Source organism: Amycolatopsis sp. NPDC033938, from assembly GCF_055575975.1.
Map to the genome: position 1 here is coordinate 191,449 of NZ_JBVIRO010000009.1, position 18,061 is coordinate 209,509.

Annotated in this window: 20 protein-coding genes and 1 pseudogene; 12 read left to right on the forward strand and 9 right to left on the reverse strand. The window is 68.6% G+C overall.

Features of this window, described 5'->3' with window-relative positions; translation table 11 throughout:
• Positions 1-492: 492 nt before the first annotated feature.
• Both ACZ5ZX_RS23270 and ACZ5ZX_RS23275 read left to right on the forward strand, forming a co-directional pair.
• Positions 493-1,092: a hypothetical protein gene (locus ACZ5ZX_RS23270; RefSeq protein WP_465504095.1), complete on the forward strand. Its 600-nt coding sequence runs from the start codon at positions 493-495 to the stop codon at positions 1,090-1,092.
• 118 nt (positions 1,093-1,210) lie between these two features.
• The gene (locus ACZ5ZX_RS23275; RefSeq protein ID WP_465504096.1) at positions 1,211-1,432 is read left to right on the forward strand and encodes a hypothetical protein; all 222 of its coding nucleotides are present in this window, start codon (positions 1,211-1,213) and stop codon (positions 1,430-1,432) included.
• 38 nt (positions 1,433-1,470) lie between these two features.
• Here ACZ5ZX_RS23275 and ACZ5ZX_RS23280 read toward each other — a convergent pair whose 3' ends face one another.
• Both ACZ5ZX_RS23280 and ACZ5ZX_RS23285 read right to left on the reverse strand, forming a co-directional pair.
• Positions 1,471-1,710 carry a beta-ketoacyl synthase N-terminal-like domain-containing protein gene (locus tag ACZ5ZX_RS23280; RefSeq protein WP_465504097.1) on the reverse strand — a complete coding sequence of 80 codons (240 nt, stop codon included), beginning with the start codon at positions 1,708-1,710 and terminating at the stop codon, positions 1,471-1,473.
• Positions 1,711-1,922: 212 nt separating this feature from the next.
• Complete coding sequence (locus ACZ5ZX_RS23285; RefSeq protein ID WP_465504098.1) at positions 1,923-2,168, reverse strand: hypothetical protein; 246 nt, start codon at positions 2,166-2,168, stop codon at positions 1,923-1,925.
• Between the two features lie 296 nt (positions 2,169-2,464).
• Between ACZ5ZX_RS23285 and ACZ5ZX_RS23290 the strand changes: the two genes are divergently transcribed.
• On the forward strand, positions 2,465-2,737 hold the full coding sequence (locus tag ACZ5ZX_RS23290) for a GlsB/YeaQ/YmgE family stress response membrane protein (RefSeq protein ID WP_037305678.1): 273 nt from the start codon (positions 2,465-2,467) through the stop codon (positions 2,735-2,737).
• Positions 2,738-2,922: 185 nt separating this feature from the next.
• On the opposite strand, the gene ACZ5ZX_RS23295 is transcribed toward ACZ5ZX_RS23290, so the two are convergent.
• From ACZ5ZX_RS23295 to ACZ5ZX_RS23320, 6 genes and pseudogenes are all read right to left on the reverse strand, one after another.
• Complete coding sequence (locus tag ACZ5ZX_RS23295; RefSeq protein WP_465504099.1) at positions 2,923-4,095, reverse strand: hypothetical protein; 1,173 nt, start codon at positions 4,093-4,095, stop codon at positions 2,923-2,925.
• A 188-nt stretch (positions 4,096-4,283) separates the two neighbouring features.
• Positions 4,284-4,733, reverse strand: coding sequence for a hypothetical protein (locus ACZ5ZX_RS23300; protein WP_465504100.1), 450 nt, complete (start codon positions 4,731-4,733; stop codon positions 4,284-4,286).
• 199 nt (positions 4,734-4,932) lie between these two features.
• Positions 4,933-5,916 (reverse strand): Lrp/AsnC family transcriptional regulator, encoded by a 984-nt coding sequence (locus ACZ5ZX_RS23305; RefSeq protein ID WP_465504193.1) that lies wholly within the window; start codon positions 5,914-5,916, stop codon positions 4,933-4,935.
• Between the two features lie 20 nt (positions 5,917-5,936).
• Complete coding sequence (locus tag ACZ5ZX_RS23310; protein WP_465504101.1) at positions 5,937-6,695, reverse strand: carboxylesterase family protein; 759 nt, start codon at positions 6,693-6,695, stop codon at positions 5,937-5,939.
• A 67-nt stretch (positions 6,696-6,762) separates the two neighbouring features.
• Positions 6,763-7,173: pseudogene (locus tag ACZ5ZX_RS23315) on the reverse strand (carboxylesterase family protein); the annotation flags it as partial.
• A gap of 3 nt (positions 7,174-7,176) precedes the next feature.
• Positions 7,177-8,055, reverse strand: coding sequence for a VOC family protein (locus ACZ5ZX_RS23320; RefSeq protein WP_465504102.1), 879 nt, complete (start codon positions 8,053-8,055; stop codon positions 7,177-7,179).
• Positions 8,056-8,423: 368 nt separating this feature from the next.
• Here ACZ5ZX_RS23320 and ACZ5ZX_RS23325 point away from each other — a divergent pair, with 368 nt between their 5' ends.
• From ACZ5ZX_RS23325 to ACZ5ZX_RS23345, 5 genes are all read left to right on the forward strand, one after another.
• Positions 8,424-9,983, forward strand: coding sequence for a sigma-70 family RNA polymerase sigma factor (locus tag ACZ5ZX_RS23325; protein WP_465504103.1), 1,560 nt, complete (start codon positions 8,424-8,426; stop codon positions 9,981-9,983).
• Positions 9,984-10,156: 173 nt separating this feature from the next.
• A complete protein-coding gene (locus ACZ5ZX_RS23330; RefSeq protein WP_465504104.1) occupies positions 10,157-11,791 on the forward strand; it encodes a PucR family transcriptional regulator in 1,635 nt (544 codons plus the stop codon).
• 121 nt (positions 11,792-11,912) lie between these two features.
• Positions 11,913-13,301: a serine hydrolase gene (locus ACZ5ZX_RS23335; protein WP_465504105.1), complete on the forward strand. Its 1,389-nt coding sequence runs from the start codon at positions 11,913-11,915 to the stop codon at positions 13,299-13,301.
• Complete coding sequence (locus ACZ5ZX_RS23340; protein ID WP_465504106.1) at positions 13,298-14,200, forward strand: serine hydrolase; 903 nt, start codon at positions 13,298-13,300, stop codon at positions 14,198-14,200. The genes ACZ5ZX_RS23335 and ACZ5ZX_RS23340 overlap by 4 nt, the downstream gene beginning before the upstream one ends.
• A gap of 10 nt (positions 14,201-14,210) precedes the next feature.
• A complete protein-coding gene (locus tag ACZ5ZX_RS23345) occupies positions 14,211-15,809 on the forward strand; it encodes an ABC transporter substrate-binding protein (RefSeq protein WP_465504107.1) in 1,599 nt (532 codons plus the stop codon).
• Positions 15,810-15,929: 120 nt separating this feature from the next.
• On the opposite strand, the gene ACZ5ZX_RS23350 is transcribed toward ACZ5ZX_RS23345, so the two are convergent.
• Positions 15,930-16,481: a hypothetical protein gene (locus ACZ5ZX_RS23350; RefSeq protein WP_465504108.1), complete on the reverse strand. Its 552-nt coding sequence runs from the start codon at positions 16,479-16,481 to the stop codon at positions 15,930-15,932.
• A gap of 170 nt (positions 16,482-16,651) precedes the next feature.
• Between ACZ5ZX_RS23350 and ACZ5ZX_RS23355 the strand changes: the two genes are divergently transcribed.
• The 4 genes from ACZ5ZX_RS23355 (at position 16,652) to ACZ5ZX_RS23370 (ending at position 18,057) form a co-directional block, all read left to right on the forward strand.
• Positions 16,652-16,978 (forward strand): WGxxGxxG family protein, encoded by a 327-nt coding sequence (locus ACZ5ZX_RS23355; RefSeq protein WP_465504109.1) that lies wholly within the window; start codon positions 16,652-16,654, stop codon positions 16,976-16,978.
• A 142-nt stretch (positions 16,979-17,120) separates the two neighbouring features.
• On the forward strand, positions 17,121-17,591 hold the full coding sequence (locus tag ACZ5ZX_RS23360) for an Asp23/Gls24 family envelope stress response protein (RefSeq protein WP_037305788.1): 471 nt from the start codon (positions 17,121-17,123) through the stop codon (positions 17,589-17,591).
• Entirely contained in the window at positions 17,588-17,884 is a 297-nt protein-coding gene (locus ACZ5ZX_RS23365) for a hypothetical protein (protein ID WP_044850563.1), read from the forward strand. The genes ACZ5ZX_RS23360 and ACZ5ZX_RS23365 overlap by 4 nt, the downstream gene beginning before the upstream one ends.
• The gene (locus tag ACZ5ZX_RS23370) at positions 17,881-18,057 is read left to right on the forward strand and encodes a hypothetical protein (protein WP_465504110.1); all 177 of its coding nucleotides are present in this window, start codon (positions 17,881-17,883) and stop codon (positions 18,055-18,057) included. Before ACZ5ZX_RS23365 ends, ACZ5ZX_RS23370 begins: the two co-directional genes overlap by 4 nt.
• Positions 18,058-18,061: the final 4 nt, after the last annotated feature.

Genomic DNA, 18,061 nt, shown 5'->3' on the forward strand with positions numbered 1-18,061 from the left:
CGGGCACTGGTGTCTTGACGAGGCGGCGATCTCCTGCCAAGCTCATGTGACAGGTCGCAGTGTGATGTCACAGTTGTGATCGGATCAGGGCGGCGTATTGGGGGTCGTGTCGAAGGTGGCAATCCGTACGCGGTGCTGAGGTCGGTGTGTGACGAGTGCGCGTCGCGTCAATATCCGGATCAGGGCTCACCTCGGTTTCGTACGGCGCCACAAGCCGGACCAATTTTCCGGTATCGGTTCGTGGACATATTTTTGCGGGAAAAGGACGATGATAATGTCAATTTCAACGAAGGTGAAAGGACGCCATTGTCCTGGACGCCGCGGTTGGCGCGGCGAGGCTGACCGTTGTCCCGCCGACGGCCTGCACGGTGTGTCCGGGCACCTCGGTGAACCTCGATCCCCGGGGGTGGTGCCGGGTATGACGGTGTCGTTGTCGATCGTGCTGGGCAACTACAGTGCCACCTCGTCCGAGGCCAGGAGCGGATTTTTCCAATGAACAGATCCTGGGTTGTTCTCGCCACGGTAAGCCTGCTGCTTGCGGCTTCAGCCTGCGGCGGTCCGGACGAAAGTCTCACACCTCCTCCGTCGTCGTCGTCGAGCAAGCCGACCCCGAGCAAATCTGCCCCCAGCAGCACACCGCCTGCCTTCACCCCTGCGATCTCCCCGGCGAAGGTGACCGCCGCCTGCCCGTTCCTCGGGGCCGGAGAACTCGCCCCGATCATCGGCATTGTAGGTATCGTCGCCACGGAAGAACCACCCGGAGCGACCAAGACGGCGCCTGAGTACACCTGCGCTTACGCAACCGACGATCAGCGGTCCGAAACGACGCCAAGGCTCTACTATTTCGCCTTCGCCAAAGCCAACCCCAACACTCCGGTCTTCACGACGGCCGAGAACTGTCCTGGCCCGAACACGCCGATCCCCGGGGTCGGAGACGCTGCGATGTACTGCGACCTGGATGATTACTGGGCCACGCTCGCCGTCGCCAAGCGCGTACATGGAGAGACCAGGATGCTGAATCTCCATCTCCCGCAGCTCCGGAAGAAAGACGGCTACATCCAGGTGGCGAAACTTTTGGGAGAGCGACTGTAATCCGCGAGGCCTCTTTCTCCACACTTGGATCCGCTCAACTCGTGCTGTCGGCGGGCGCCCTTTTCGACGTACGTTGTGGGAGCGAGGACGGCGCTGCGCGGTACTCGCGAAGGGGGCGATGCTCGTCCGTTCTCGGTACTTCCAGGCGGTGCCGGTGCCGCGGTATCGCTCGGCGGCGATGTGGACGCTGCTCCGGTGGAGCGTCAAGGGTCTTCCGGTGGGCGAGGCAAGCTTCGACATCGCGTGCAAGGCGCTCGAGATAACGGGCGAAGGTGGTTCGGTCGGAGGAACTCCAATCGGCAGTGAGTTCGACGAACTTCGCTCGCTGCCACTGGTGTGATTGGTTGAGCAGGTCCTGTCCGGCAGTTGTCAACGCCACTACGCTGCGGCGATCATCCGGCTGACTCCGGAGCGGTCCAGACCGAGCTGCTGGGCAACCTGGCACTCACGCGGGCTGATCCCGAAGAACTCCGCGTCGAACCCGGCCACGTCCGCCAGGTACCCGCCGTCGAACGTGTACGACTTGCCCGGCCGCATCTGGTTGACGTCGTGATACCGGTCCAGGTCGAACCGGTCCGCGGGCGGGGCTCCCACCGCCTCACGGCCATCGGACAGCAAGGACCACAAGCTGTCCAGGTCATCGACTCCACCGGGGAACCGGCAGGCCACCCCCCACGATCGCGATCTTGTCAGGCACCCGGCCATGGTGCTGTCACACGCGACCCGTCGAGCCGTTGTGACGGCGATTCACACGGATCTCCAACCTAAGAGGTGATCCGGTGGTCAGTCGGGAACATCTCGCACCCCACCGAGTCGCCGAAGATCGAGCCTCAGATATCTGGGCTGCGGCGCTGGACGGTCGGTGCGGGTTCGGCGAGGCCTCCGACGGCGATGTGGGCGTTGTCGAGATAGGTGCTGAGGTGTGCGCAGGTGTCCACGGCCCGGGTGAGCCACAGCCCCGCGGTTCGTACCGCCTGGGTGGCGTCGCCGCTGAAAGGGCCTTCGACCGAAGCGAATTCGGTGGTCGTATCGGTGGTGAGAAGCTTCATCCCGAGGCCGGCGAGCATGCGGTTCATCGCGGTCGTGGCCGCGGAGAGATTGGCGAGAGTGGTGCCGATGTCGGCCGGTTGGGCCCAGGTGCCGCCGAGCGCTCGAACTCCCCGCCGGGCACACCGGCATTCGCCTTGCGCTCACCCGATGTTCTCGACGACCCGCGTCACCGCGCACGAGGTCGGGAACCGGCTCCCTGCCACCGGATGACCGTCAAAACCCATCACCGGCAGGAACTCGCTCGCCTGATGATCGCCGTTTGGCGGACAGACAGTGTTCCGTCGTACTGTGATCTTCTGTCCGACTGACATGAGGAGAGACGATGTTCTGGACCATCCTGGGCTGGATCCTGTTCGGTCTGATCGCCGGATTCCTGGCCAGAGCCCTGGTCCCCGGCAAGGACGACATCGGCCTGCTACGGACGATCGTGCTGGGCGTTGTCGGCTCGGTCGTGGGTGGCCTGTTGTTCGGCCTGCTCACGGTCGGTATCCGCGGCTTTCAGCCTGCCGGGTGGATCGGGTCGGTCATCGGCGCGGTCATCGTTCTGGTCATCTACAACAAGGTGACGGGCCGCAAAAGCCACCGCGGCGCCTGATACCCCACAACGCGTCCGGATCAGATCGGAACGCTGTCCACTGGTTGGTGGATGACACTTCGTGAGATTGGTGGGTTCGGTCACGTCCGTTCGGCCTCACCACCGTGATTCCCATACGGGGCTCCTTGGCTCGCGGGCAGGCGGTGCCTCGCGACTCGCGGCATGAGCGGACGTTGCGGGTTGGTCTACCAGTCACGGATGGATTCGAGACCTTTGACGAGGTGTTCGCCTGCCCAGGCGAGATCGCGACCGAGTTCCTCCTCGGCGGCCTTCACGATGCCGGCCAGTGCGTCGAAGAGGTCTTCACGTTCGACTGTTTCGATGAAGGGATTCCGACGATCCATGTGGTTGAAGGCTTCGCCGTATTCGCGCCCGAGCGAGAACAGCCTTGATGGTTGATCAGCCGTGTCTGGGGCACGAAGTTCGGCCAGCACGGCACGTCGCGTGGCCTTGTACTGGGCGACGGCTTTCTTGAAGCGAGCGGTACCGATGTGCTCGCGCCCATCCCAGTCACGCAGCGGGTTGTCTCGATTCTCCGCGACCCAGTCCGGCTTTCGTGGCGCGTGGATGTCCACGTCAGTTCCGTTGGGGATCTCCGCGCGCCAGGTCGCTCGCATGGCGGTGGCGTATTCGGCAGGCACGCTGGACAGGAACAGCGTCTCCAGGTGTGGAACACGCTCCGGTGTGAGGCGGTCCGCGCTGGTCATGCCGAAGAGGTCCGAAATGGAGAGCCGCTGAAGCGCGGCGAGCCGGTTGAGGCTCTCGGCATTGGTCAGCGTGCCGAGCTTCCCGCGCAGAGTCAGCCGTTTCAGGCCGGGATAGGCAGCGACCAGACGGGAGCAGTCGAGGGTGTCCACGACGGTGATCTCCACGTCATATACGCCCCCATCGGTGCCTGGACGACCGCCGACCTCGTGGAGGAAGTCCTCACTGCTGAACGTTCGGGCACCCGGGTCCACCCAGGAATCGTGATTGCCGCCATCCCAGGAGCGCTGCGCAGCCAGTTGCAGCCCGAGCTGCCACGCGGAGCCGTAGCTGGTGGAACCTTCCGTTCGCAGCAGCGGCTGATTGCCGATCACCTTGTGGCTGCGCGGAAGAACCCAGTTGAAATGGCAATGAGACAACTTGCCTTCCCAGCTGTGATGGGTCAGACGCAAGGGTGTGAGATCGCCCAGGTCCAGCAGCGACGTCGGCTCTGGGCCCGACCAGTCCAGATCCAGCACATCCACCTTCTTCCAGTCCCCGTCGATGCCGGTGATCTGCCCGGCGGTCCATGCCCCCAGCGGGTCGGAGTACGCCGCGACAACGTCGCCGACCACGATGGGCCGCGGCGGCGAGGAGAACGATCTGGCAGCCATGCGAAGAATCTACCGATCCGAAGACAAGGTCGCCTTTCGCTGTTCGTCCGGGACCGCGCAGGACGGCGTCGCCTCCTTTCTCGAGATTGATGGCCGCTTGATGCAGGTCGGTCAGCTCCACTTCGAAATCCGGCATGGTCGGCAACCCCCTCGGCTGGTCGCTTGCCCAGTAGGTTAGGAAGGAGTCCTTACCGCCCGTTGATCCACGGCTGACCGCCCGTCCGCGCCTGCAGTTTTTTCAGGCCGACCCACTGCAGCGCGGCGAAGCCGGCGACCACGCACGCCTGCGCCACCGTCCATGCGGTGCCGATCGGGTTCGTCCCGAGCCAGCCGAACACGGCAGCGACGACACTGACCAGTGCCCAGCCGATGTTCGCCTCGATCACCAGCCTGGTGGGCCACGGTGCCGGCCGCGATGGCCTCGCTGTCGCGGCGACCATGATTCCGTACGCCACCAGGAATGCGCCGACAACGAGCAGTGGGGTGGTCCGCATATCGAAGAACTCGGCGATCGGTTCGGACGCGAGCAGGTACAGGAGGCCGTTCCCGCTGGTCACGAGCGCGTCCAGCATGAGTGCTCGCCGCAGGAAGGTGGCCGGAGCGGTGACGTCTTTGTCGGTGATGGCAGGGGAAGTCATGCTGTTCTCCTTCGTTGAACCGGGCGTTCGTGAGCAAAACCGATTCTGCCGCCGAAGAGGAACACCGTCGATTACCCGGCGGGTAATGCCCGCGGGCCACGTCACCGGCGGAAAGATGTCCACATAGGACTGTCGACGGGTTGACGCAGGCGATCCGGACTGGCTTGCGGAAGCCGGGCCGCGGCTGCCTCATGACCCCTCACTGTGAACCGGGTGCCTGGGTCTCACCGACACGCTTGCTGTTCCGGATGACCGGTGCACTCTCCAGTTGGCGGATCCCTGGCAGCTTTCCTATTCCGCGTTCGAGGAAGTCGTACAGGGAGTCCACGTCGCGGCAGGCCGCGAAGACCAGCAGGTTGGTCGGGCCGGTGGTGGCGGCGGTGAAGGGAACCTCGGGATGCGCGGCGATGGCCTCGGCCGTCGAGCGCATCCGGGCTGGATCGACGGTCAGCCAGAGGATGGCGAGGGTCTCGACTCCCAGCAGCAGCGGATCGATGTCCACGTCGAAGAACAGTGCGCCGCGTCGCCGCAGTTGCGCGAGTCTGCGTTTGGCCGTCATCTCCGACCAGCCGGTCGCCTTGCTGAGATCGGGATACGTCGTGCGGCCGTCGCGGGCCAGGGCGGCCAGTATCCGCTCATCGCCGTCCTGCAGCGCGACCCGCCCTTGTCGTTCGTCGGGTGGTTCGGGCGTGAGAGCACTGACCTGCTCGGGCGTCAGCGAGTCGGCTCTGCCGTGCCAGCCGGACGGGCCACCGGTGAAGACGCGCAGCAGGCAGTGCGCCGTAACGCCGGTGACCCGCGGGGTCCTGGGCAGTTGCCCGAGCAGCAGCGCGTCGCGTTCCCGCGAGCTGCGCACCCGCGTGACGCAGCAGATCTGCGTCCCGCCGGAGGTGAGGCAGACCCAGGAAGTGTCCGGCCGACGAGCCAGCGCGTCGGCGACGGGCACCGCCGCGTCGGGTGTCACCTGCACTCGGACGAACCATTCCACCCAGCCCAGTCGCCGGGCGTTCGGCAGACCGATCACCCTGAGCGATCCGGCGGACCGAAGCCTGCGGTAGCGCCGCGCGACCGTCTGGTCCGACACACCGAGCACTGAAGCGATGTGGTTGAAGGGTGCGCGCCCGTCGATGTGCAGCGCGTGGACGATCGAGCGGTCAAGCTCGTCCAGTACCGGATAACTCACCAGTGTCACGGTAGTTGGGCCTAAGCGAAGCGCCTGACGTACGGGAACGATGGCCAGCCGGGTGAGCCGGTGTGGACGAAACCCGTCCAGGCGCGCTGCACCTGGTCCACCAGCCGCCGTAGATCGGCGGGATCGGCGCCGGCCAGCATCGGCGCCGCATGCCAGGCGTCCAAGCCGCCGAACACGAACGGCAGCTCGATGCAGTGGCAGGCGCCGAAGGGACTGCCGGGTGGTGCCCAGTCGAATTGGAAGGCGAACGCCGGACCGGCCTGCCGGGCCAGTTTCCGGCTGCCGTCGGCGAAGAGCCGCGTGGTCAGGTCCGCGGGCGCGCCGGGGAAGAATGCCCAGGCCTCGTCGCGGGTGGTGCCGATCAGTGCCGGAAGGTCGCCGGGGACGCCGGCGAGCAGGTCGGCGGGTACGCCGCCCTCGGCGACCAGCTGGAACGGTGGGGTCACGGTGAGCGGCGCGGCCATGCGCCGCGCGAGCTCCCGCTGGGCGGCCAGCAGGCGGGGGACCGGCACGGTCCGCAGCTGTTCTGCCTCGTCGGGGGACAGGCCGAGAATGTCCAGCAGTTGGCAGCCGTTCCTGGCTGCTTCCGGTGGGCTGAAGGGTGCGACTCCGGTCGGCGTGCTCTGCAGGATGACCTGGTGGAACAGGCCAGGACCGGCGGGGTGGCCCAGTAAGGCGAGCGTCGACAGCGCACCGGCGGATTGGCCGGCCAGCGTGACGCGGTCCGGGTCGCCGCCGAACGCGCCGATGTTGTCCCGTACCCAGCCCAACGCGGCGAGCGAGCTGATCGAGCAGGCCGGGATTGGCCGGAGCGAACTCCGGTGACAGGTACGAATACCCCAAGGCGCCCAACCGGTAGTTGACCGTGACGACCACCATCCGGCCGCGTTCGGCCAGGAGCGCCCCGTCATACCAGGCCTCCGCGCCCGAACCGCTGGAGAAGCCGCCGCCGTGCAGCCAGACCAGCACCGGCAGTCCGGTACCGCCCGGAGTCCAGACATTCAAGAACAGGCAGTCCTCGGCCTGGGCCAGGGCACTGTCCGGTCCCATGACCCGTTCCAGCCGGGAGGGCGGCTGCGGGGCCGCCGGTCCCAGGCGGTCGGCGACCCGCACCCCTTCCCAGGCGGGGGCAGGCCGGGGCGCGGCGAAGCGTTCCGCGCTGCCGTACGGAATACCGAGAAAGGCCATGGCCGAGCCGGTGGAAACACCGCGCAGTGCGCCGCCGGGCAGGTGGACGAGGTTCGTCATTTGTCAGGCCTCCAGGAAGGCGATGGCCGCACCGCGCGCCTCACCGGCGCCGACGAAGAACCCGCCCGGCATGTCGCGGACGGTGAATCCGTTGCCTGCCACCAACGTCCGGGCCACACTGACGTCCTTGACGGCGACGGCCTGCCCCGCGAGATAAGGCAGCGCGGGTACCGGCTCACCGGGCAGAACCTCCCCGAAAGCGGAGACGGCGACGATCTCCATTCGCCCTGCCGGGAGGGGAAGGACCCGCAGTGGCCCCTCGGCCACTGGTTCGGTGCCCAGCGTGCGGGCGTAGCGGCCGACCGTCGCCTCCAGTTCGGCGTCGTCCACCACCAGCAACACGCTGTGCAGATGGACGGCGCCGTTGGCGTGGCCCAGGTAGCGAGGCTGGTGGATCAGCTCGGGCGTCAGGTGGCGCGCGATGTGGATCAACCCTTCGGGAGTGCTCGCGCGGTCGAGGTGAACCGCCTGGAACCGCGCGGTCGCCACCCCGTCGGCGGTCTCCACGTCTCGTTGCAGCGGCAGCACCCCGGACGACGAAAGCCCCGCCTCGCGCAGTCTCTTCTCGACCGCCACGGCGTCCTCACAACCGAATGAGCAGCCGTGCAGGCCCTCGTACTGGGCGATCAGCGGTCGGATGTTCCACGGGTCGACCGAGCCGTCCCCGAAAAGGCCGAGCAGTTCCAGGTAAGTCCGGCCGAACAGCGCACACCGATTGCCGGCGCCCATCGGCTTACGCTCGCCGCCGGGGCGATCGGAGCCCCTATGCATGGACAACGGGCTGAGGGTGAAGCCGAGCGCCTCATATGTCGCCGCGGTGGCATCCAGGTCGGTGGTGTAAAGGACGGAGTGGTCGATCCTGTCGATGTCATGATCGGTCATGACCCACAGGCTGCTGCCGCAATCCAGGTGCTTCCAGCTGCCAGGGCTCAACTGGTGGATCCCGACAGAGACCGAGGCGAGGTGGTGGAATCCGTCTCCGGCTCAAGAAGTCCCTCACCGGCGGCCAGGTGGTGAAGGTCATGCCGGGTCCGCTGCTGAACTACCGGCCAGGATCGATGATCCAACCGCCGCAGTCCACCGGCCCTTGCGCGACTGCGGGCACCATCCTGCTCCGGACGGCCTAACCGGGTGCCCGCACATCGCCCAGTGCGGTATCGGCCTGATGACCGGTGGTGAAGGGCGTGGCAAGGTGAGCGGAGCCCTGGACAGGGCCGAGTGGAACGCACATCATCCTTGGCATCCGGAAAGTGGCGACGCCTGTGCTCGGGCACCTCGACGAACGCGACGTGGAGCGGTGGCGTGCCGGTGACGCGAACGCGATGCGCGCCGACCTCGACGACGCACTCGGCATCGGAGAGCAGCCGAGCCCGCTCTCCGATGCCGAACTGATCGAGGCCGTGCGCGGCGGGACCGTTCAGGCGTACGGCAGCCTCTATGCCCGCCACGTCCATGCCGCCCGGAATCTGGCTATTCAGCTGGCGAAGTCGTCGGCCGACGCCGAAGACCTGGTGTCGGATGCCTTCGCGAAGGTACTCATCACCCTGCGCGCGGGCGGCGGGCCCGGCTCCGCGTTCCGCCCCTATCTGCTCACGACAGTGCGCTACGCCGCCTACGACCGTTTCCGGCAGCAGCGCCGGCTCGAACTGGCCGACGACCTGGAAGCGGTTCCGGGCGTCGAGCGGGTCACCAGCCTGCCCTTCCGCGACCCGGCGGTCGCGGGCCTGGAACGCGCGCTGATCACCAGGGCGTTCGCCGACCTTCCCGAGCGCTGGCAGAACGTGTTGTGGCATACCGCGATCGAGAATCGATCGCCGGACGAACTCGCGTCGACGTTCGGGCTCACCCCCAACGGCGTCGCCGCGCTTGCTTACCGGGCCCGCGAGGGCCTGCGGAAGGCGTATCTCCAGGCCCATGTCACGGGCGAGCCCGCCGAACGGTGCCAGGCGGCGGTCGGCAAACTGGGCGCGTGGACTCGTGGCGGCCTGTCCCGGCGTGAATCCATCCAGCTCAACGCCCATTTGGACGAGTGCGCCGCCTGCCAGGCCGTCGCCACCGAACTGGCCGACGTCAACGGCGCGTTGCGGGGCATCGTCGCTCCGATCGTGCTCGGTGCGGGCGCCGCCGGTTATCTGGCCGCGACGGCCAAAGCGAGTGCGTCCGTGTCCGCCGTCACGGCGCCCGTGCTGCTCGGCGCGGCGGCTTCGGCTGTCGTGTTCGCCGTCGCCGTGGGGATCGGGACGCTCGGCCCGCCGCCTCGGGCGGGGGCTCCCGCGACCGCCGCCGCACCACCCGCGTCCAGCAGCACCGCGGCTACTCCGACCACGCCGCCACCGGGCGGGGCGTCCGCGCCGACTTCGACCGTCGGCGCTACGACGCCGTCCACGACCGGCGGCCAGCCGAGCGCCACCACGCCGGTGACCACCACGCCGACCACGGCGGCCACCGCGCCCTCGCTGGTCGCGGAGGGGCCCAGCGGGTTCACGATGTCCACCGGCGGGCCGCCCGCCGACTTCCCGATCACCGTCCGCAACACCGGTTCGGCGCCCGCCGCGCCCATGACGGTGACCCTGACCCTGCCGGACGGCGTGAAGGCGGTCGGACCGGGCGACCCTCCGGCCGGATCGATCGGCTGCCCCGCGGGCAGCGGCACGGTGACCTGCACCGCGAGGCAGCAGCTCCCGCCGGGCGCTTCGGTGACGTTCGTCTTCCGCCTGCTCGCCGGACCGAAAGCCGCCGACGGCACCCTCACGGCCACCACCGGCGCGGTCCGGGTGGACGTACCCCTGACCGTCAAGGGAAAGAAATGACGCCGTTCCCCTCGTCGACCGTGCGGCGGGCAGCTCTTCCCGGTTGGTTCTCCCGGAGGAACTTCCGCCCGGGATTCGTCCGGCGGGACGAACGGGGCGCCCCCGAATCCTCCTAGGGTCCTCACCAGCCGGTCCGGGCGAGGCCGGATCGACCTTCGGGAGTGCGGACACCGGTGCCGAGCAAACCGCATACGAGTCTGAGCCGCGTCATCGAAGCACTCGGGGACGTGCTCCTCGAGCCGATCGCGGTCGGCAGGGCCGCCCGTCGCCACCTCGGCGGCGTGGTGATCCACGACCCGTACGACGACGCCGAGTTCCCCGAGCGGGCCGTGGTGCTCGGGGTCGGGGTGCGCGATCCCGAGGAGATCGTCGAGCTGCTGCACGAACTCGGCGAACGCGGCGCGTCCGCGCTGGTCGTGCGTGCGCCGGTCTCCGCTTCGACCGGGCCGGCGCGGGCGGCGGCGTCCTCCGGCGTCGCGTTGCTCGGGCTGGCGAACAGGGCGTCGTGGACCCAGCTGGCCGCGATGCTCCGCACGTTGCTGGCCGAGGGCGACGTCGGCGACGTCTCCCCGCAGGCACTCGGCGGAATCCCGGCCGGCGACCTGTTCGCGCTCGCCAACGCGATCGCCGCGCTGCTCGACGCGCCGATCACCATCGAGGACCGTGACTCGCGGGTGCTCGCGTTCTCCGGCCGCCAGGACGAAACCGATCCGCCGCGGGTCGAAACGATCCTCGGCCGCCAGGTGCCGGAGCGCTACACCCGTGGCCTGGAAAAGAGTGGCTTCTTCGACCGCCTCTACAGCGAGACGGGACCGGTCTATTTCCATCCGGACGACGACGATGGCGAGAACCGTCCCCGGGTGGTGGTCGCCGTCCGGGCAGGCGATGAGGTGCTCGGCTCGATCTGGGCCGTGGTCGATCACGCGCTGAGCGAGGAACGTGCGGCGGCGCTTGTGGACGCTTCGAAGGTCGTGGCGTTGCATCTGCTCCGCCTGCGCGCCGGATCCGATGTCGAACGCCGGCTGCGAGCCGATCTGGTGAGCACCGCGCTCGAAGGCGGACGCCAGGCCCCGGAGGCCGTCGCACGCCTGGGCCTGCTGGGGCAACCCGCCGTCGTACTCGCGATGGGTTTGCTCGACCCGGCAGGCGACGATCCCTGGCTCGCCACCGAACGCCAACGGGTCGCCGACGCGCTCGCCATGCATCTGAGCGCGGTCCAGCCACGCTCGGCGGTCGCGCTCATCGGCGACGTCGTGTACGGAATCGTGCCGGTGCCCCGAAACCACGGCGATCATCAGGAACGCTCGGTGCGCGTCGCGACCGCGTTCCTGGAACGAATCGGGCACCGGGTCTCGGCGGTGATCGGCGTCGGACCGCCGGCCTTCGAGGGTGCGGGCCTGTACGACTCCCGCAGCGGGGCGGACCGGGCGTTGCGGGTGCTGCTCGCCGACGGCGGCTCCAACCGGGTGCTCACGGCCGAGGACGCGCACGTCGACGCGTTGATGCTCGAGCTGGCGGACCTGTCCGCGGCCCGCGGCGATGTCGCGACCGGGCCGATCGCGAGGCTGCTGGCCTACGATCGCGAACACCAGTCCCAGTTCGTGCACACGTTGCGGTGCTGGCTCGATTCGTTCGGGGACACCAACGCCGCGTCGGCGGCGGCATACGTGCATCCGAGCACCTTCCGCTACCGGTTGCGCCGGCTGGCCGAGGTGGGCGGAATCGACCTCGACGACCCCCGGGACCGGTTCGCGGCGATGGTGCAGCTGCATTTGCTGCTTCATGGCATGCGGCCCGGAGAAGCCTGAGTCCCGTCCGCGCGGATGAACTTTCCCCTCCGCTCTCCTCGGTCCGGACGAACAAAGGACCGCCCGCCGGGACCTAGCATTCCCGCAACGCCGGACCATCCACACCGGACAAGAGGTGCGCATGTCGAGAATTTCGGAAATCGATACCTGGCTCCGCGAGAATTTCGCCGGCCTGCTGCGCCGGCACCGGGTTCCCGGTGCCGCGATCGCGGTGTTCGCCGACGGCGAGATCGTCGAGCACGCGTCGGGTGTCGTGAACACCAACACCGGGGTGGAGTCCACAACGGACTCGGTGTTCCAGATCGGGTCGATCTCGAAGATCTGGACGATCACGCTGATCATGCAGCTGGTCGACGAGGGCCTGGTCGACCTCGACCGTCCGGTGCGCGACTACCTGCCCGAGTTCCGGGTCGCCGACGCCCGCGCCGCGGCCACGATCACCGTCCGGCAGCTGGCGTGTCACACCGGCGGGTTCGAAGGCGACGTCTTCGCCGACACCGGGACCGGCGAGGGCGCGGTGGCGAAGCTCATCCCGTTGCTGTCGGACGTGCCGCAGCTGTTCCCGCCGGGGGAGCGGTTCTCCTACAGCAACGCCGGCTACTGCGTGCTCGGCCGCATCGTCGAGGTGCTGCGAGGCCGGTGCTGGGACGACTGCGTACGCGAGCGGCTGATCGGCCCGCTCGGCCTGACCCACGCCGGTTGCGGCGCCGAGGACGCCATCCGTCATCGTGCCGCGGTCGGCCACAGCCTGCCGGAACCGGGCGGCGAACCGGTGCCCACGAAGGTCTGGTCGCTCGCCCGCTCCAACGCGCCCGCCGGTGCGACGCTGATCATGCGCCCGCGCGATCTGCTGACCTTCGCCCGCCTGCATTTGAACGAGGGCAAGGCCGACAACGGCGTCCAGGTGCTGTCGCCGGAGTCGGTGCGCGCGATGCGCGAGCGGCAGGTCGCCGTGCCGGATCTCGGCATCATGGGCACGCACTGGGGACTTGGCTGGGTCGACTTCGGCTGGCAGGGCGGCACCGTGATCGGCCACGACGGCGGCACGATCGGCCAGTCGGCCTTCCTGCGGATCGCGGTGGAGCGCGGCGTCGCGTTCGCGTTGATGACCAACGGCGGGGCCACGCTGAAGGTCTACCACGAGATCGCCACCAAGCTGATGAGTGAACTCGCCGGGGTCACGGTCCCGCGACTGCCCGAACCGGATCCCGCGCCTGCCCCGGCCGATCTCTCCCGGTACGTGGGGGAGTACTCGTCGCGGGTCGTCTCCACCGTCGTCACCGCCGAGGGCGGGAGGCTCTGGCTGCGGCGTACGCCGGAGGGGGAGTTCGCCGAACTCGACGAGCCCTCGGGCAAGGTCGAACTGCTGCCGTGGCACGGCGAAACCTTCGTCGCCGTCATCCCGGAAGTCCCCGGCGCCTATGTGGCCCACGAGTTCGTCGGCGACGACGGCACCGGCCGTGCGCGGTTCCTCCACAATGGACGCGCGGACCGGCGGGTGTCACGGTGAACGACATCCGCGAACGGATCGAAGCCGTGTTCGCCGCGGCGGGTGCCGAAGGGTCGCTGCACGCGAGGGAGGTCGGCGTGCCGGACGGTGCCGAGGTGTCGGCCGGCGCCGATGATCAGGTGGTCCTCGCCTCGGTGTTCAAGATCCCGATCGCGCTCGCCTATGCCAAGGAAGTGGTGGCGGGACGACTCGACGAGACCGAATACACGAAGGTGACCGCGCGGTACCGGATCGGCGGCATCGGCACCGCGGGCTGTGCCGACGACGTCGAGATGACCTGGCGTGACCTCGCCTGGTTCATGCTCACGATGAGCGACAACGCGGCGACCGACCTGATCTGGAACCGGCTCGGCCAGGAGACGATCTGTCGGGCGGTCGCCGATCTCGGGCTGAGTCGCACCCGCCTGATCGGCTCCTGCGAGGATTCGTTCCGGATCGGGGTCGCCGAACTCGGCGGGACCGATCTCGCCGAGATCGACGCGCTGCTGGCCGAAGCCACCGAAGAACAGGTGCGGAACCTGTCGATGTGTGACCCGGAAAGGGAAACCTCGTCGACGCCGCGCGAGACGACCGCACTCCTCGACGCGATCTGGACCGACCGGGCAGGCGAACCCGAAGCCTGCGAACGCGTCCGGACGATCATGGCCCAGCAGATCTGGCCGCACCGGTTGTCCTCCGGATTCCCGTCCGGGGTGCGGATAGCCGCGAAAACCGGGACGCTGCCGGGCATCCGCAACGAAGCGGGAGTGGTGACCTTGCCCGAGGGCCGCCGATTCGCGGTCGCGGTGTTCACGCGCGCCCATTCCCTCGACGACCGCCTTCCCGAGGTCGACGCGTCGATCGGTGCCGCCGCCCGGTTGGCCGTCGACCACCTTCTCGCCGAAAACGCGACACCGTAGGAGAACTCCCATGAAAACTGCTCGGCACACCGCCGTGACGGCAGTCGTGGTGGCTTTGACCATGAGCGCGTGCACGGCCCCGGCGCCCTCCGGGACGGATCCGGCCGCGAACCGGAAACTGGCCGACGGCAAGACTTTCACCTATTCGGTCGCTTCTGATCCGGGAACGCTCGACCCGGCGCTCACCGTGCTCTCGGTCGCCGGCGAGATCGATCGCTACCTCTATGACGGGTTGCTCGGCATGGACGGCAAGGGGCAGCCCGAGGCCGGGCTCGCGGCGCGGTGGGAGGCCACCACGACCACCGCGTCCTTCACGCTGCGCAAGGGCATCACCTGTCCCGACGGGAGCCCGCTCACCGCGAAGGACGTCGCGGCGAACATCAACTTCGTCGGCGACCCGGCGAACAAGTCGCCGATCGCGGGCAACACGGTGCAGGTGGGCACGAAGGCGGTCGCCGACGATTCCGCGGGCACCGTGCGGGTCACCAGCGGGGCACCGGACGCGTTCCTGCTGCGCAACGTCGGCAACGTCCCGATCGTCTGCGCGAAGGGCCTCGCCGACCGCAAGACGCTGGCCAAGGGCGAGCACGGAACCGGTATGTTCACCGTGTCCGAGATCGTCCCGAACGACCACTACACGCTGACCCGGCGCAAGGACTACGACTGGGGCCCGGGTACCTTCGATTCCCGGCAGAAAGGCTTGCCGGACAAGGTGGTCATCCGGGTCATCCCGAACATGACGACCGTCGCGAACCTGCTGCTGTCCGGCGAACTCAACGCCGCCCAGGTGATCGGGCCGGACCAGCAGCGGCTGCGGGCGCGCGGGTTGTTCCACGCCGACACGACCGTGGCGTTCGGCGAATTGTGGTTCAACCAGGCGCCCGGCCGGTTCGGCGCGGACCAGGCGATGCGCCGCGCACTGGTGCAGGCACTCGACCTCGCCCCGGTCGCCAAGGTGCTGACCCGGGACACCGGCGCCCCGGTCCGGAGCCTGATCACCATGGAACCCCCGGCGTGCACCGGCGACTCCGCCACCGGGCACATCCCCGGCTTCGATCTCACCGCGGCCAAGGCCGCGCTCGACGCGGCAGGCTGGAAACCGGGCCAGGACGGCATCCGGGTGCGGGAGGGCAAGCGTCTCGCGCTGACCGCCATCTACGGCACGCAGATCGGCGCGACCATGACACCGGCCGCCGAGCTGATGCAGCGGGGCTGGAAGGAGGCAGGCGTCGACGTCACGCTCAGGGGCCTGGACAGCCCTTCGATCAGCCAGACGATGTTCGCCACCGGCGACTGGGACCTCTCGATGGCACCGGTCAGCCTGAATCTGCCGAGCCAGCTGATCCCGTTCGTATCCGGCAGCCGTCCCCCGGAGGGCACGAACTTCGCGCACATCGACAATCCGCGGTACGACGCGCTGGTCGCCAAGGCGGCCACCCAGGCGGGGGACGCGGGCTGCCCGGACTGGCTGGCCGCGGAGACGGCGTTGTTCGAACGCCAGGACGTCGCCCAGTTCGCGAACTCGGTGCTCCCGACCTTCGGGAACAAGGCGAGGTTCGAGATCTCGAACACTTTCCTCCAGCCGTCGTCGATCCGGATGTACGACTGACCGACGCGTCGACACAGATCCGGCAGCCGGAATCGGGTACTGGATTTCCGTGGGAACTCCCGGTTCTGGGGAGTGCTGGTCCTCAAGGAACGTCTACATCGGACGCGACCGGGTCCGACCTCACCGGCTCGGCCGTTTCCGGCGGAGATCTTCCTTGACCCTCTTGGCCTTGCGGACGACCGGATCGAGCAGATCGCGCGGCCCGAACCTGTGCTGTTTTCGCGAGGAAACCTCGGCGGGCTTCGCCCGTGGCGGAGCTTCGGCCGGCTCCGCCACGGCGGTCGCTTCAGGGACCGCGGATTCGAACCGCGGACCCGCCTGGGCCGGAACAGTGCCGGGGTCGGAGACCGGCGCGGCGACGGACCGCGTTCCGGCGAGGTTCGGCCGGGGCATCGGCGAGCGAGGCCAGCCGGGAGCGTGGACCCCGCCTGGCCGGGAAACCCGCCTGCGGCCGGGGCCGAGGATCATCTCCGGGGTGACCGCCGGGATCATGAGCGGCGTGTGCGCGGTATCGGCGTTCGGCACCGCCGGTTCACGAAGCGCGGGATACCGGGCGAGGACGTCCGCCGCCGGAGGCCGGGCCTGGCTGTCCGTTCGCTGCCGGACTCGGACGAGCCCGTAGACGCCCAGAAGGCCGAATAGTCCGAGCAGACCCCACAACGCCGCCGTCATTGCCTTCCTCCCTTTCCTCGTGCCGCTGGAAACCGGATGACCGGTGGGCCGCCGTCTAATCCGAAAAGCCCCGTGTGGGTGACAAATCCGGGTGATCCTGGGTGTGAGCGGGTTCCGCGCGGGTACGCACGGACCGATCACTCATCGGCACCGGAGGGAAGGATCTTCGAATGCGCCACAAAACAGCGAAATTGATTTCCGTATGTGCGGCGTCGGCAGCCATCGCCTTGACCGGAACGGTTCCGGCGGACGCGGTATCCGCGTCCGCGGTCGCGACGCAGGCAGGACAGCAGGCCGGCAACGACCGGAACGACTCCGACGGGGACAACGGTTCATGGGGCCTGTTGGGTCTGCTCGGCCTCCTGGGCCTCGCCGGGCTGGTCCGCCGTGGGCCGAAACCGGGCGCGATGGCGGGATATCCGGCCGCGGGTCCGGGGGCGCCGCCGGCGAACACGTATCCGCCCGCCGAACCACGCCGGAACCCGCCGGGTGCCTGAGCGCCGCCGGTACGCGAGCGACGGGTGTCACACGATGGGGTCGTGACGATCTTCTCAGGGCGGGGTCCTAGTGGTGTGGAAGTAAGGATGGAGCGAGCGTGAACTTCCATCGAGACCGCTAGAACCGACCCGAGGAGAAGTCATGACGAATTCGACTGCCACCAAGGTCCCCAGCCAGTCGTCCCAGGTCGAGAAGGCCGGCACGGGCGCGTTGGAGTCGAGCAAGGGTGCCACCACCATCGCCGATACCGTCGTGGCGAAGGTCGCCGGGCTGGCCACTCGGGAGATCTCCGGCGTGTACGACCTGGGCGGCGGTGCGGCCCGGGCGTTCAGCGCGATCCGTGAGCGCATCCCCGGTGCCACGGCCTCGGCGAGCCAGGGTGTGTCGGTCGAGGTCGGCGAGAAGCAGGCCGCTGTCGACCTGCAGATCCTCGTCGAATACGGGGTGTCCATCGCCGATCTGTCCCGCGCGGTGCGCAGGAACGTCATCGGCGCGGTCGAGCAGATCACCGGGCTCGAGGTCGTCGAGGTCAACATCAACGTGTCCGACGTGCACATCCCCGGCGACGACGAGGACGAGGACGCCAAGAGCGACACCGGCCGCGTCCAGTGACCCCCGGCGTCGAGATCGACGCCGACCGCATCGCCGCCGCTGTGCAGGCCCAACCCCATGTCGCGGGCCTGCACAGCGGCCGGTTCGGCGAGATCGCCACCCTCCTGCGCGGGCGCCGGATCGCGGGGATCCGTATCCGCGACGACGAGATCACCATCGGTGTCACCGGCCGTTATCCGGCGACAGCCGTCGAGATCAGTGACGACGTCCGCGCGGCGGTGGGGCCGATCGGCCTCCCGGTCCACGTGCGGATCGGCGACATCGCCTCCGCGCCAGCCAAGGAGAAACCATGAATTCCACGCATCTCGGCCTGCTCACCGGCCTCGCTCTCGGCCTCGCGGCCGCCTTCGGCGGGTTCAGCGCCTTCATCGTCGTCCTGGTCCTCGGCGCTCTCGGGCTGCTGGCGGGCCGTGTCCTCGACGGCAAGCTCGACCTTTCGCAACTCGCCGGCCGCGACAAGGGCTGATCCC

Excerpts from the sequence above, each read along its gene's own strand:
- ACZ5ZX_RS23270 (WP_465504095.1), top strand. The coding sequence starts at position 493 with ATGAACAGATCCTGGGTTGTTCTCGCCACGGTAAGCCTGCTGCTTGCG.
- ACZ5ZX_RS23275 (WP_465504096.1), top strand. The coding sequence starts at position 1,211 with ATGCTCGTCCGTTCTCGGTACTTCCAGGCGGTGCCGGTGCCGCGGTAT.
- ACZ5ZX_RS23285 (WP_465504098.1), bottom strand. The coding sequence starts at position 2,168 with ATGAACCGCATGCTCGCCGGCCTCGGGATGAAGCTTCTCACCACCGAT.
- ACZ5ZX_RS23290 (WP_037305678.1), top strand. The coding sequence starts at position 2,465 with ATGTTCTGGACCATCCTGGGCTGGATCCTGTTCGGTCTGATCGCCGGA.
- ACZ5ZX_RS23295 (WP_465504099.1), bottom strand. The coding sequence starts at position 4,095 with ATGGCTGCCAGATCGTTCTCCTCGCCGCCGCGGCCCATCGTGGTCGGC.
- ACZ5ZX_RS23300 (WP_465504100.1), bottom strand. The coding sequence starts at position 4,733 with ATGACTTCCCCTGCCATCACCGACAAAGACGTCACCGCTCCGGCCACC.
- ACZ5ZX_RS23320 (WP_465504102.1), bottom strand. The coding sequence starts at position 8,055 with ATGACCGATCATGACATCGACAGGATCGACCACTCCGTCCTTTACACC.
- ACZ5ZX_RS23335 (WP_465504105.1), top strand. The coding sequence starts at position 11,913 with ATGTCGAGAATTTCGGAAATCGATACCTGGCTCCGCGAGAATTTCGCC.
- ACZ5ZX_RS23345 (WP_465504107.1), top strand. The coding sequence starts at position 14,211 with ATGAAAACTGCTCGGCACACCGCCGTGACGGCAGTCGTGGTGGCTTTG.
- ACZ5ZX_RS23350 (WP_465504108.1), bottom strand. The coding sequence starts at position 16,481 with ATGACGGCGGCGTTGTGGGGTCTGCTCGGACTATTCGGCCTTCTGGGC.
- ACZ5ZX_RS23355 (WP_465504109.1), top strand. The coding sequence starts at position 16,652 with ATGCGCCACAAAACAGCGAAATTGATTTCCGTATGTGCGGCGTCGGCA.
- ACZ5ZX_RS23360 (WP_037305788.1), top strand. The coding sequence starts at position 17,121 with ATGACGAATTCGACTGCCACCAAGGTCCCCAGCCAGTCGTCCCAGGTC.
- ACZ5ZX_RS23370 (WP_465504110.1), top strand. The coding sequence starts at position 17,881 with ATGAATTCCACGCATCTCGGCCTGCTCACCGGCCTCGCTCTCGGCCTC.